Source organism: Shewanella amazonensis SB2B (assembly GCF_000015245.1).
GTDB classification, from domain to species: domain Bacteria; phylum Pseudomonadota; class Gammaproteobacteria; order Enterobacterales; family Shewanellaceae; genus Shewanella; species Shewanella amazonensis.
This window is the reverse complement of record NC_008700.1, coordinates 584,702-597,197: the sequence shown is the minus strand read 5'-3', so window position 1 is coordinate 597,197 and position 12,496 is coordinate 584,702. Positions and strand designations below refer to the sequence as shown.

General features: G+C 55.8%; 12 protein-coding genes. 5 read left to right on the top strand and 7 right to left on the bottom strand.

Annotated features, from left to right (window positions below; translation table 11 throughout):
* Positions 1-42: 42 nt before the first annotated feature.
* Positions 43-1,467: a 30S ribosomal protein S12 methylthiotransferase RimO gene (rimO, locus tag SAMA_RS02600; RefSeq protein WP_041409650.1), complete on the top strand. Its 1,425-nt coding sequence runs from the start codon at positions 43-45 to the stop codon at positions 1,465-1,467.
* A gap of 3 nt (positions 1,468-1,470) precedes the next feature.
* Here the strand turns inward: rimO and SAMA_RS02595 are convergent, their stop codons facing one another.
* Positions 1,471-1,746 (bottom strand): ribosome alternative rescue factor ArfA, encoded by a 276-nt coding sequence (locus tag SAMA_RS02595; RefSeq protein ID WP_049757764.1) that lies wholly within the window; start codon positions 1,744-1,746, stop codon positions 1,471-1,473.
* A gap of 135 nt (positions 1,747-1,881) precedes the next feature.
* On the opposite strand from SAMA_RS02595, the gene SAMA_RS02590 reads away from it, so the two are divergent.
* Positions 1,882-2,760, top strand: a complete 879-nt coding sequence (locus tag SAMA_RS02590) for a substrate-binding periplasmic protein (protein ID WP_011758603.1) — start codon at positions 1,882-1,884, stop codon at positions 2,758-2,760.
* Positions 2,761-2,868: 108 nt separating this feature from the next.
* Here SAMA_RS02590 and pmbA read toward each other — a convergent pair whose 3' ends face one another.
* Positions 2,869-4,212 (bottom strand): metalloprotease PmbA, encoded by a 1,344-nt coding sequence (pmbA, locus tag SAMA_RS02585; protein ID WP_041409649.1) that lies wholly within the window; start codon positions 4,210-4,212, stop codon positions 2,869-2,871.
* A gap of 166 nt (positions 4,213-4,378) precedes the next feature.
* Here pmbA and yjgA point away from each other — a divergent pair, with 166 nt between their 5' ends.
* On the top strand, positions 4,379-4,927 hold the full coding sequence (yjgA, locus tag SAMA_RS02580; protein WP_011758601.1) for a ribosome biogenesis factor YjgA: 549 nt from the start codon (positions 4,379-4,381) through the stop codon (positions 4,925-4,927).
* 51 nt (positions 4,928-4,978) lie between these two features.
* On the opposite strand, the gene SAMA_RS02575 is transcribed toward yjgA, so the two are convergent.
* Genes SAMA_RS02575 through SAMA_RS02560 form a run of 4 tightly spaced genes read right to left on the bottom strand, consistent with a single transcriptional unit; the run spans position 4,979 to position 9,785 of the window.
* The gene (locus tag SAMA_RS02575) at positions 4,979-6,139 is read right to left on the bottom strand and encodes an ABC transporter permease (RefSeq protein WP_011758600.1); all 1,161 of its coding nucleotides are present in this window, start codon (positions 6,137-6,139) and stop codon (positions 4,979-4,981) included.
* Positions 6,136-7,263 carry an ABC transporter permease gene (locus SAMA_RS02570; protein WP_011758599.1) on the bottom strand — a complete coding sequence of 376 codons (1,128 nt, stop codon included), beginning with the start codon at positions 7,261-7,263 and terminating at the stop codon, positions 6,136-6,138. Before SAMA_RS02570 ends, SAMA_RS02575 begins: the two co-directional genes overlap by 4 nt.
* Positions 7,264-7,266: 3 nt before the next feature.
* Positions 7,267-8,235 (bottom strand): HlyD family secretion protein, encoded by a 969-nt coding sequence (locus tag SAMA_RS02565; RefSeq protein ID WP_011758598.1) that lies wholly within the window; start codon positions 8,233-8,235, stop codon positions 7,267-7,269.
* Positions 8,232-9,785 (bottom strand): TolC family protein, encoded by a 1,554-nt coding sequence (locus SAMA_RS02560; RefSeq protein ID WP_011758597.1) that lies wholly within the window; start codon positions 9,783-9,785, stop codon positions 8,232-8,234. The genes SAMA_RS02565 and SAMA_RS02560 overlap by 4 nt, the downstream gene beginning before the upstream one ends.
* Positions 9,786-10,245: 460 nt before the next feature.
* Between SAMA_RS02560 and SAMA_RS02555 the strand changes: the two genes are divergently transcribed.
* Both SAMA_RS02555 and SAMA_RS02550 read left to right on the top strand, forming a co-directional pair.
* On the top strand, positions 10,246-10,836 hold the full coding sequence (locus SAMA_RS02555; protein WP_011758596.1) for a TetR/AcrR family transcriptional regulator: 591 nt from the start codon (positions 10,246-10,248) through the stop codon (positions 10,834-10,836).
* A 110-nt stretch (positions 10,837-10,946) separates the two neighbouring features.
* On the top strand, positions 10,947-11,993 hold the full coding sequence (locus tag SAMA_RS02550) for an NADP-dependent oxidoreductase (RefSeq protein WP_011758595.1): 1,047 nt from the start codon (positions 10,947-10,949) through the stop codon (positions 11,991-11,993).
* Positions 11,994-12,130: 137 nt separating this feature from the next.
* On the opposite strand, the gene SAMA_RS19565 is transcribed toward SAMA_RS02550, so the two are convergent.
* A complete protein-coding gene (locus SAMA_RS19565; protein ID WP_157608292.1) occupies positions 12,131-12,304 on the bottom strand; it encodes a hypothetical protein in 174 nt (57 codons plus the stop codon).
* Positions 12,305-12,496: the final 192 nt, after the last annotated feature.

The following is a 12,496-nucleotide window of genomic DNA, read 5'->3' as shown; positions in this document are numbered from 1 at the left end:
CGCAGTAAATCAAACCCGTCACGCAATATCGGAACGCGCACTTTGAACAAGACAGTCGAAACTTTTGATCCCAAGCAGACTACCACGCTCGAGACCCCAGCCAAGACACTGGCAGCAGAAGCCAAGGCCAGCGACGGCACCATTCAGGGCAACCGTATCGGTTTTGTCAGCCTGGGCTGCCCCAAGAATCTGGTGGACTCAGAGCGCATTCTGACCCAACTGCGTATCGACGGTTACGAGGTAACCAACAGCTACGACAATGCCGATCTGGTGATTGTAAACACCTGTGGCTTTATCGATGCCGCCGTGGAAGAGTCGCTGGACGCCGTGCGTGAAGCCCTGGAAGAAAACGGCAAAGTAATAGTGACCGGCTGTTTGGGCGCCAAAGAAAACCAAATTCGCGAAGTGCACCCCGATGTGCTGGAAATTACCGGTCCCCACAGCTATGAGGCCGTGCTGAATCACGTGCACAAGTATGTGCCAAAGCCAGAGCACAACCCCTTCACCTCGCTGATCCCTCAGACAGGTGTAAAGCTGACGCCCAAGCACTACGCCTACCTGAAGATTTCTGAAGGCTGTGACAACCGCTGCACCTTCTGCATCATCCCTGCCCTGCGTGGCGATCTGGACAGCCGTGGCGTAGGCAGTGTGCTCGATGAAGCCAAGCGTCTGGTAGAAAGCGGCGTGCAGGAAATTCTGGTGGTGAGCCAGGACACGTCTGCCTACGGCAAAGACAAAGATGGCCGCACCGACTTCTGGAACGGCATGCCGGTAAAACAAGACATCACCAGCCTGGCGCGCCAGCTGGGCAAGATGGGCGCCTGGGTGCGTCTGCACTACGTATACCCATACCCATGGGTTGACGACTTGATCCCACTGATGGCCGAAGGACTCATTCTGCCTTACCTCGACCTGCCGCTGCAGCACGCCAGCCCACGCGTTCTGAAGATGATGAAGCGCCCTGGCCGGGTTGACCGCCAGCTGGATGCCATCAAAAAATGGCGTGAGATCTGCCCGGATCTGGTGATCCGCTCTACCTTTATCGTGGGCTTCCCCGGCGAGACTGAAGAAGACTTCGAAATGCTGCTGGACTTCCTGCGTGAAGCACGTCTGGATCGCGTTGGCTGTTTCAAGTATTCCGAGGTGGATGGCGCCGTGGCCAACACCCTGGCTGAGCTAATCAGCGAAGAAGTGAAAGAAGACAGATACGAGCGCTTTATGGAAGTGCAGGCCGAGATCAGCGCCGAGCGTCTGGCCCGTCTGGTTGGTCGTGAGCTGGACATTCTGATTGATGACGTTGACGAAGAAGGCGCCATCGGCCGCTCTTACGCCGATGCCCCTGAAATCGATGGCATGGTGTTTATCAATGGCGAAACCGAGCTGACTCCCGGTGATATGGTGCGTGCCCGCATCGTTGCCTCAGATGAGCACGATCTCTGGGCCGAGTTGGTTGCCCTGGAAGACTAAGATTCAGCACATTAAAAAACGGGCTTTATGCCCGTTTTTTGTTTTTACCGTGCCAAACGCCCTTAAATCAAAAGGGGCATCGCCCTTAAGCTGATGCCCCTTCTGGTTGCGCGCCTTACGTTGATAAGACCCTTTGCCTTTTTTGGGTTTTTCGACCTTCGACCTGAACAGGTCTGAGGTCACCAGCGCCTTAATGGCATTGTCGCGTACGTCGCCGCGGCCGTGATCGTGATGGTTACTCACAGATATTGCTCCTTTGGTTAAAAACCGGCCAAGCATAAGACCAATGGCCGCCGGGATCCAGATCAAACTTCTGAAAAGACCCGAACGGTTCTGTTTTGTCCCGCGACATTTTTGTGTCACTTTTATGCGGGCATGAAGCTAAAGAAGAGAGCAATCAAGGAGATGTGCTAAGTGAGACTGTCGATATTCTTGCTGTTGCTCTTGAGTGTGCCCGCTATTGGCTGCGAGCTGACCATGGGTTACCGCACCAACGAACGTCTGCCCTATATTCACGCAGAGCCCAAGGACACCGGACTTTTTGCCACCCTCTTTGAGGAGGCAACCAGGCGCATCGGCTGCGACCTGACCGTAATCCGTGCCCCGAAAAACCGCATTATTCGCGAATTGGAGCTGGGCCATATCGATTTCTACCCCAGCTTGAGCTTTACTCCGAAGCGTGCCAAATATGCCTGGTTTTTCCCTAACGGCCTGCCAGAGCGCTATACAGGGATCAGCCGGATGAATGCACCGGATATTAAACAACTCGAAGAGCTGGTTCCCCACAAGATGGTGCTTTTGATGGCACCCGGCAGTTACGACCTTGGTGGTCTGCCCAAGGGACTCAATCAGCGCCGCCCCCAGGACCTGGATATCCCCAAGGCCTTTACCATGCTCAGGGCCAACAAGGGCGACTTCTTTATTTATGATGAATTTACCCTGGAGTATTACCTCCATCAGGAAGGGGGGGATGGCCTTAAACTGCACCCTGATTGCTGTGAAAAGCCCCGTAACATGTTCTTTGGTTTTTCCCGTAAAAGCCCACATTTTCAAGGGATAGCCAACCCTGACTTTATGGCCGACATGCCGGTATCCGCAACCAATCAGCCAGGAATACCGGCACCCAATAGTGTTGCCGCACAATTGGTACAGGCGCTTACCGAGATGATGCACGATGGCACCATAGCCGCGTACAGAAAGGCCGTGTTACATCCTGAGGGCGGGATTTCTCCCGCCTCTGCAAAGAAAGCCACTAAGGCAAACTCTGCCGGGGCTGAGAGTCAACAGCCTTAAAATCCGCCCCCTCTTCTTGCTATTGCCGTTTCCCGGCGCCACATATCTGCCAATAAAAAGCCCCGTATCAACGGGGCTTCATCGACAAACCACTTAGCCTTAAAAGCCTCAGTTGCCGGCGACCTTCATGCTATCCAGCAAAATACCACCGGTACGGATGGAAGAGCGCAGGTCTCTGTCCTGACTCACCGCCTGAATACTGCGATACATGTCTTTGAGGTTACCGGCGATGGTAATTTCTTCCACCGGGTACTGGATTTCACCGTTCTCCACATAGAATCCGGCGGCGCCACGGGAGTAGTCACCCGTCACCATGTTCACCCCCTGCCCCATTACCTCAGTCACAATCAGCCCCTTGTCCATCTGGCGTACCAGCGCATCGAAATCCACACCAGTGTCATTCAGGGTCCAGTTGTAAATACCGCCGGCATGGCCTGTATTGGTCATCCCCAGTTTACGGGCCGAATAGGAGGTCAGCAGGTAGGTGGCGAGCAATCCGTCCTTGATGATGTCTCTGTCCACAGTCGCCACACCTTCACTGTCGTATGGGGCACTGGCAAGACCTGCCAGCAGGTGTGGCTCTTCGCGGATATTCAACCACTCGGGAAACACCTGGGTGTCCAGCCCATCCAACAGGAAGCTTGATTTGCGATACAGGCTGGAGCCACTGATGGCACTGATAAGATGACCAATCAGGCCGGTTGCCACTTCGTGGGCAAAGAGCACTGGCATGGTACCTGTGGCAATTTTGCGGCCACCGAGGCGGCTTAACGTCTTGGCTGCAGCCTTCTGCCCCACCAGCTCGGGCGAGAGCAGCTCGGCATATTTGCGGGAAATGCTGTAATCGTAGTCCCGCTGCATGTTGCCATCGTCCTCTTCCCCAATCACCACGCAGCTTAAGGAGTAACGTGAGGAGCAATAGCCATTGAGGAAGCCATGGCTGTTGCCATACACCTTGATGCCGGTATGGGCGTTGGCGCTGGCGCCATCGGAATTTTTAATGCGCGGGTCGGCGTCAAGGGCTGCCGCCTCTGCGCGAATGGCCAGTTCGGTCAGCTCTTCCGGTGTCAGGCTCTCGGGATGATAGAGATCCAAATCAGCCACGGTTTTAGCCATCAAACTGGCTTCTGCCAAACCGTTACAGGGGTCGGCGGAGGTATAGCGGGCAATATCATCGGCGGCCTTTACTGCCTGCCGGATAGCCTCGGGGCTTAAATCCGAGGTGGATGAACTGCCTTTGCAGCCATCGCGGAATACCGTGATCCCCAGTGCACCGTCTTTATTGAATTCAACGGTTTCCACTTCCTTGAGACGGGTAGAAACCGACAATCCCTGTTGCTTGCTGATAGCCACTTCGGCGGCGCCTGTTCCCAGGGTGTTGGCGTAATCCAGCGCCATGGCCACGGCATCCTTGAGGGCGTTCAATTCCAATTCAATTTTGTTAGATGACACTGTCTTGCTCTTGTTCACTGCCTGATGGGGCTAAGCATAACAAAGCCCTGTGGCAAATCACATCCACAAATGTGCTCCCTTTGCAGACAAAATCTGCGCCCGAGGCAGCAGTTTCCCCTGCTTAATGGTAAGATTGCCGGATTGCGTGTAGAGAGGTTTTGAGCGAATGAACGTCGTTGGCGATCCAGAGAATTTCAAACAGCCCTATGATGATGACGAAAACTATGTCAGCAAGTCATCTTTCAAGCGGGAATCCCATGCTGCACAGGACCTGGGTAAGCGTCTGCTTGGTCTGAGCAAGAGCCAGCTCGAAAAGCTGGATCTGGAAGAAGACCTGCTGGATGCCCTGGCTGCAGCCAAAAAAATTAAACCCAACAGTGAGGCCCTGCGCCGTCAGATCCAATTTATTGGCAAACTGATGCGTAACCTGGACACCGAGGCCATAGTCGCTTCGCTGGACAAGCTGGCCAACAAAAACAACAACCAGGCTGCCCGTCAGCATGTGCTTGAAAAAATTCGCGATCGTTTGCTTGCCGACGGTGACAGCGAGATCCAGGCACTGGTAGAGGAGCACCCAACCTTTGACCGCCAGAAACTGCGTCAGATGGTGCGTGCAACCGCCAAGGAAGTCGGCAAAGACGCGGAAAAAGGTCTTGAGTCCAAGGCTGCCAAGGAGCTCCTCAAGTACTTGCGGGACAATACTCCCGAGTCCTGAAGACTGCCACGCCGTCAGACAGATTAGCGCCCCGCAATGCGGGGCGTTTTCTTACCCCTGTTTTGGGGGACTCAGTTGATTCACTTCCCGCTGCCTGACAACCAGGCCCCACCATGCCAGTGCCAGATACACCAGTGCCAGCAGCCAAAGCGTTAACCACTCAGAGAAGACGCCGTCGAATCCTGTCCCCAACTGATTGAGTTTGAGCATACCAAAGATGGCAGGCACCGCCGGAATGGTCTGGGCTGCCATGACCAGAGGCTCGGGAATGAGAGAAAGCGGCCACACAAAACCGCTGACAAACAGTATCGGCATGGAGGCCAGCAGCATCACCTGCGTGGGCATATCGCGACGGCGGAAAAGACAGCTCGCGGCCACACCAGCCGCGGCGGTCGCCAGATAGAAAGGCACGATAAAGGCTGCGATATCCCCAAGCCCTGCCTGCACACTCACCCCATACCAGTGATAGCACCACCCCATATAAAAGGCGCCGAGGGCTGCATAGATGAGACCAAAAGCCGCAATACGACCTATCAACAACTCCAGCGACGACACCTGCTGCCAATAGCCCGCTTTACGCCATTGCCCAGCACCCAGTATCCCGGTGCCAATCAGCAACGTCTGATGCAAAATCAGCAGGAACAGGCCGGGTACCACATAGGGGGTGTAACCCAGGCCCGGGTTATAGGCAGGCACCGCATTCAGGTGCATGGGCAACAGACTGAGGCTGGCACCGGCAAAAGATTCGCCCCGGCTGAGCATACCCAGCAGCTGTACCGACCTGGCAGCATCCATACCGGCCGTTACCAAGCCCTCCACCAGTGCCGAGTAAACCAAAAAGTAACTGGCGTCACCGCCATAGCTGAGTGTGGCCCCTTTACCAAGCAGCAGGTCACGTTTAAAACCCGCAGGGATCACCAGCAAACCATGGAAGTCGCCGCTGGCAATATAGTGCTGCGCCTCGGCTACACTGCCGGCGGCCCTTGCCACCCGGATTTTCGGGCTGGCATCGGCATGGCGGATAAGCTCCCGGCTCAGACTGGTATTATCCAGATCAACCACCACCAGCGCCTGCTCGGTGGGCACCTGATTCAAATAGGGCAAGGGATACAGCAAGGCATAAAACAGCACGCCACCAAACAGAGTAACGGCAATCGCCTTATCGGCGACTATGGCTTTGAGCTCTTCAAGGATAAGCCGAAGCAGCGTCATGACTGCGCCTCCTTAAGCCCCTTGCGTGCCAGCAGCGCAATGGGCAACAGAAGCAGCAGAAACGGCATAAAAGTGAAACTCTTACCCAGTAACTCCATGCCGCTTACGCCATAACTCACCAGAGCAATATGGGAGTCGATATAGTGGCTCGATGGCATCAGCAGACGCCAATACTGCGCCGCTGCCGGCATATCCTGAACCGGAAAGGTCACTCCCATGAAGGCAAACGCCGGAGCAAAGAGCGCGGTGCAAAAACTGACGACACGGGCAGACTCCTGCATCAGCAAAAATATCACCGCCACTATCAAAAATACTGCAAGCAACAGGGCCAGCATGGCAGGAATGAGCCACAGTGGCGAAGCAGCCACCGGCAGTTTTAAGTAGCCAAACAACAGCGCATGGATAAACAGCCCCTGCAACATCAACAGCGGCATATAGCAGAGTAACTTGGCGCCCAGCCTGGGCAGCAAGCCCACAGAATCGCACCGCGCCGAGGGTTCCAACTCGCGGTTGAGGGCGTTGGCAAACACCAACATGGCCGTGAGCTGCCACAGTGCAATCAACACCGGCGGCACCAAAAAGCCCACATAGTTGTTGTTCCGGTTAAAGAGCGCCGTGGTTTGGGTGGCGATGGGGGCAATATTGATGTGCGCCTGATGAGGATTGGCGCCATGAGCCAGCTGCTTGCTGTAGGCCAGAGGCTTCATGGCATCGGCGATGGCTTGCTGCAAATTGGCGGCAAGCAGTTTGCCCACCAATAAAAACTGGCCGTTGTATCGCACATCCACCGTGGGCTGAGCACCAGTTTTCAGATCGCGGGAAAACCCGTGGGGTACCACCACCAGAGCATAGACCTCGGCCCGGTTCATGGCGTCCTCGGCCTGTGGCAATGACGCGAAAGAGATGGGACTGATGACAGGGCTTGCGGCTATATGCCGACCCAGTTCACGGCTCAGGCTGCTGTTATCAAGATCCACCATGGCGACTGGCAGCTGCCTCGGCAAGGCGGCACTGAAGAGCCACCAAAGTGCCAACATGGCAAGAATGGGCAGGTAACTTACCAGCGCCAGTTGCCAGGGGTTTTGCCACAGTGCACCAAGCTCACGGCGCAGCAGGGTCTTCATGGTTCATTCCCAAATGGCAGACATGCCAACCCGCAATCCTTCAATGGGGTGCTGGGGCACCAGCTCCACCTTGAAGGTGCGCAGGTCAAAGTCGTGACCACTCTCGGTGGAGCGCCAGGTGGCAAAGTCGCCCATCACAGCTATGTGGCTCACCTTAAACCCGGCGCTGATATCCAGTGCTGGAATATACAGCTGTTTCAGTTCACCTTTTTTCACATCCTTAAGCATGTCTTCCCGCAGCTGGAACACTGCCCATGCGTCGTTCATGTCCACCAGACTCACCACAGGGAAGCCGGACGGCGCCAGCTCGCCGGATTGCAGCAACACTTCCGACACTTCACCGCCCCGCGGTGCGCGCATCTGGCTGTCGGCCAGAATGGCACTCACTTCTTTCACAGCGCCCTCGGCCATGCGGGCATTACCGGCGGCTGCCGCCTTGGTTTCTTCCCGGGCGCCTTCTTCTGTCATCTGATACACAGCCAGTGCCGCCTGCTCTGTATATCTGGCCGCCTGCCACTGGGTATAGGCTTCATCGCGTTTTTGCCGTGGCACCACGCCTTCGTTAAAGAGGTTATCCACCCGCTCGAAGGTGGTTTTCGCGAGTTCCAACCCGGCCTTTGCCTTGAGCCACTGCTCTTTCTGGGCCGCAATCTGCTGCTTGCGGGCACCTGTGTCGGCCTCAAGCTGCATGGCGCGGGCCGCATCCCGGCCCCCTTCGGCCTGCATCAACTTGGCATTTAGTTCGGGGCTGTCAATCACATAGAGCAAATCCCCTGCCGCCACTGTATCGCCGGTGCGCACCATCACCTGTTCGATGCGGCCGGGCACCTTGGAAGACACATGGTATTCACGGGCTTCGATTTGCCCCTGCAACGGGGCCTTGGCAGGAGTGTGAGCCAGCATCAGCCCCCAGCCGAGGGCAATCACCAGCGCGACCAGTGCAGACGTTGCCAGCAAACGATTGACTGTCATTGTTTTTCTCCCATGGTGGCAGACGCTCGCTGGGCCTGACCGATAAATTCATCCAACTGGCCCGAGATGGCCATCAGGCGCGCATAGGCCTGCACATAACGAAACTTGGCACCCAGCTGCTGGGTATCCACGGCGGTGAGTTTCAGCTCGGCGTCCACCCGCTCGATGGAGGTGGACATGCCCTGGTTAAAGGCAAGTTCACGAAGCCGCAGATTTTCCATCGCCAGCGCCCGCGAGCTGTCGAGGGCACGATATTCTTCTTCGGCCTGCCTAAGCTGTCGAAAGCTCTGCTCCAGCAGCAGACTCAAGTCTTCCCGGGTTTGTGCCTTGGTGTGACGGGCCTGCAACAGTGCGCTGTGGGCCGCTTCGACCTTGCCACTGCGGCCATCGCGGGAGAGCAGCGGCATCTTAAAACCGACCCCCAGCATCCAGTCCGGCTCCATTTTCGCGAACAGGCTGTCATCCTCATACAGGGTGTAATTGCCGTAAAGGAATACCGTCGGTTTATAGGCGCCGCGCTCAACTTCAATCAGCCCGTTGGCCTGGGTTTCCTTCGCATCCAGTAACTTGAGTGCCGGATGTGACTTTTGTGTCAGTTCCGCCAGTTGTGGCAGTGAGGGCTCGCTGAGCGCAATAAAAAGCCCTGATGAAGGTGTTTCGGCCTTTTTCAGCAGGCTTTTCAGGGCGATATTGGTCATTTCGTACTGACGACGACTACTGGAGGCCTGCACTCTGGCGTTATCCAGCGCCACTTCGGCATTGAGGCGCTCGACTTTGGCGATTTGTCCATGGGCCTCAAGCTTGCGGGCATGATCGACGTGTTTCTCGAGGGACGCCACCAACTTATCCTGGGTGCGGACCAGCTCCGCCGCCACCATCACACCGTAGTATCTGTCCACCAGAGTGGTAAATAGCTCGCGGCGGGTCAGCTCACGCTGCTGCTCTTCTTCGGCAAGCAGGGCCTCGTGTATACCCTGGGCCGCGCTGATGCGACCGCCTGTATAGATGGGCCACATCGCCGACAGGCTTGCACGGAAAATGTCCTGCTCAGTGAAAGGAGTAATAAAGAGTTCGCCGGGGATACTGCCAAGGGCCGCACCCAAAGCGGGCGGAAGGCTTGCGGGGTCGAGAGACGCCATAGGATTGAGATCCCGAAGATCCATCTCCAGCGGTTTTTCCAGCCGGGTATAGCTGCCATTGAGCGACAACTCCGGCAGATTCATGTCTTCACCGGCGTCACGCTCGGCCCGGGCACGGTCGACCTTGGCACTGGAGGCCGCCAGCTTATCGCTAACCTGTTGCAGCTGCTGCCAGGCCGCATCAAAACTCTGGGCATGGGCAGCTGTGGCTATCACAGACATACCAGCGCAAGACGCAAGCACGGTCGCAAACAGAGCCGATTTAGCAACACGGCCCTTTTGCGCAACAAGCGCAAGTTTTGTCCGCTGACGGGACGAACACACCATTTTTGGCAGACAAACCAGTGTGGTGATAGGTTTCATTGACACCTCTAGAGTTTTAACTCTAATTCCAGTGGCGGATGATAGCATTCCATTCTCTGAGGCACCAATACGCAGCTCCAGGTCGTGACCTGTAACGCACACCGGCAAGTGGTGCCAGTCCTATGCAGTTAGTCCTTGCCTTTCACAACGAAAAACCAAGCGGCAACACCCGCTCAGCACTCGCGCATGCACCTCAGTAAGCACAAGGATCCTAATCTTTTTTGGTGAATTTTTAAACCTTTGCGAAGGATGCTGCAAAAGGAGGTTCGCATCATTCAGACGAGCAAAATACAGGAAACACCTGGACGCAGCCCGGAGAAAAATTAACACCAGCTGTGGCCGCGACAGGGCGCATCTGCCGGATAAACATGAGCCTGAGCTAGGGATAGCAAACTGCCCATACAAGGCTACCCATCCCTTCTCCCCGAAGACGCCATTCAAAGTGAAGCGGCGATCCATTGGCACAAAAAACTAGACGACTGGTCTAATCGCCGTTATTATCGCCGTCATGAATACCAAAACCCAAGACACCCGGCAACACATACTCGACATAGGCTACCAACTGGTGGTCAACAAAGGCTTTGCCGGTGTGGGCCTGTCGGAACTGCTGAAAACCGCCGAGGTGCCCAAGGGCTCCTTCTATCACTACTTCAAGTCCAAGGAGCAGTTTGGCGAAGCCCTTATCCAGGCATATTTCAGCGAGTACCTGCGTCAACTGAACCAGTTGCTGGAGACGGCTCCGGGTAACCAGTATCAAAAACTGATGCACTACTGGCAGCATTGGAGCGAGCAAAACAGCTGTCAGGGTCAGGCTGGAAAGTGCCTGGTAGTCAAGCTTGCCGGTGAGGTATCAGACTTATCCGAGCCCATGCGCCTGGCCCTCCTCACTGGCACCAATCGCATCATAGAGCGGGTGGCCGAGTGTCTTGAAAAGGCCCGGACTGCTGGCGAGATAAGCATCAGTAATAGCCGCCAGACAGCAGAGCAGCTGTACAACCTGTGGATTGGCGCCAGTTTGCTGAACAAGATACGTTTGGACGATGCCAGCCTGCAGCAGGCACTGCTGACCACCAGACAGGTATTACAGCCAACGGCCTGAGCCGGGTAGCCAAACACTAGAATAGCCCCAAATCCAAGCCGCTATTTCGATAGCGGATTTTTTGAAACAATCACTAGACGACTGGTCTAATTTAAGTAAAGGATAGAGTTATGACTGATTCCATCAACCGCCGTATCGTGTTGGCTTCACGCCCTGTTGGCGCCCCCACCAGCGATAACTTCCGCCTGGAAACCCTGGCCAAACCCGAACCCAAGCAGGGTGAAGTGCTGCTTCGCACCATCTACCTGTCGCTTGACCCATACATGCGTGGCCGTATGAGCGATGCCAAGTCGTACGCCGAGCCCGTAGCCCTGGGTGAAGTGATGATTGGCGGCACCGTCTGCCAGGTGGAAGTGTCCAACCATCCTGACTTTGCCGTGGGTGAGTGGGTACTCGCCTACAACGTGGGCTGGCAAAGCTATGCCGTGTCCGGCGCCGAAGGTCTGCTTAAGTTGGGCGCCAACCCAAGCCATCCCTCCTATGCGCTTGGCGTGATGGGTATGCCCGGCTTTACCGCTTACATGGGCCTGCTGGACATTGGCGCGCCCAAAGCCGGTGAAACCATAGTGGTGGCCGCTGCCACAGGGCCTGTGGGCGCTACCGTGGGCCAGATTGGCAAGCTCAAGGGCGCGCGGGTGGTAGGCATTGCCGGCGGCGCCGACAAGTGTCGCCATGCCGTTGAAGTGCTTGGCTTTGATGCCTGTATCGACCACAAGTCAGCCAACTTTGCTGCCGAGCTGGCCGCCGCCTGCCCCGATGGCATCGACGTGTACTTTGAGAATGTGGGCGGGGCCGTGTTCGATGCAGTTATACCACTCTTGAATACCAATGCCCGCATTCCAGTGTGCGGCCTGATTTCCCAGTACAACGCCACCGAGCTGCCTGCCGGACCAGACAGACTTTCGCTGCTGATGGGGCTGATTTTGACCAAGCGCATCAAGGTGCAGGGCTTTATCATTTTTGATGATTACGGCCACCGTTACGGTGAGTTTGAACAGGACATGAGCCAGTGGCTGGCCGAGGGTAAAATCCAGTACCGCGAGCAAATTGAGCAGGGTCTGGAAAACGCCCCCGAGCAGCTGATTGGTCTCCTCGAGGGCAAGAACTTCGGCAAACTGGTTATCCAGGTGAATCAGCCTCTCTCAATGTTTGCCTGACTCCAGGGCTCAAGCCTTAAGGCCGCAGTAAAGGAATCTGGCTCCAAGCGTTGAGAGTGGAGTAATCAGGAAAAATTATCGATGAAAAAAGCCTGTCCAATGGACAGGCTTTTTTAGTGGCTGATGCCCGAATTCGTTCACGGACGATAAGCCTGCACTGGGCTTTGAGCTTCCGGCATTTCAGTCAGAGCAGCCTGCCCCGCATCCACAGGATCGCCCTTGGCTGTCTCACCGCTGTTTGCTTTGGCATCCGGTTTATCTGCCGGTTTACTCTGCTCAGCTTGTCCGCCACACGCACCACAACAACTCATCTCAATGTCCTCACTTTGATATTTCCTGGCCCTGGTTTACTGCGAGCGCAGGTTTCTCCGATTGGAGATGTGAGCCAACCTTAGAGCAGTTTTCCGCTGAGGTAATTGACCTGGGTCAGTTGCCGGATGTTGTGAAGAGTTTGAGTGACGGAAAGTGCCCAACAAAAAAGGCGATCCCAAGATCGCCTTTAA

What these genes read in the sequence shown, in the direction of transcription:
- SAMA_RS02595 (WP_049757764.1), bottom strand. Translation starts at nt 1,746, where the DNA reads ATGCTTGGCCGGTTTTTAACCAAAGGAGCAATATCTGTGAGTAACCAT.
- yjgA (WP_011758601.1), top strand. Translation starts at nt 4,379, where the DNA reads ATGAACGTCGTTGGCGATCCAGAGAATTTCAAACAGCCCTATGATGAT.
- SAMA_RS02575 (WP_011758600.1), bottom strand. Translation starts at nt 6,139, where the DNA reads ATGACGCTGCTTCGGCTTATCCTTGAAGAGCTCAAAGCCATAGTCGCC.
- SAMA_RS02570 (WP_011758599.1), bottom strand. Translation starts at nt 7,263, where the DNA reads ATGAAGACCCTGCTGCGCCGTGAGCTTGGTGCACTGTGGCAAAACCCC.
- SAMA_RS02565 (WP_011758598.1), bottom strand. Translation starts at nt 8,235, where the DNA reads ATGACAGTCAATCGTTTGCTGGCAACGTCTGCACTGGTCGCGCTGGTG.
- SAMA_RS02560 (WP_011758597.1), bottom strand. Translation starts at nt 9,785, where the DNA reads ATGCTATCATCCGCCACTGGAATTAGAGTTAAAACTCTAGAGGTGTCA.
- SAMA_RS02555 (WP_011758596.1), top strand. Translation starts at nt 10,246, where the DNA reads ATGAATACCAAAACCCAAGACACCCGGCAACACATACTCGACATAGGC.
- SAMA_RS02550 (WP_011758595.1), top strand. Translation starts at nt 10,947, where the DNA reads ATGACTGATTCCATCAACCGCCGTATCGTGTTGGCTTCACGCCCTGTT.
- SAMA_RS19565 (WP_157608292.1), bottom strand. Translation starts at nt 12,304, where the DNA reads ATGAGTTGTTGTGGTGCGTGTGGCGGACAAGCTGAGCAGAGTAAACCG.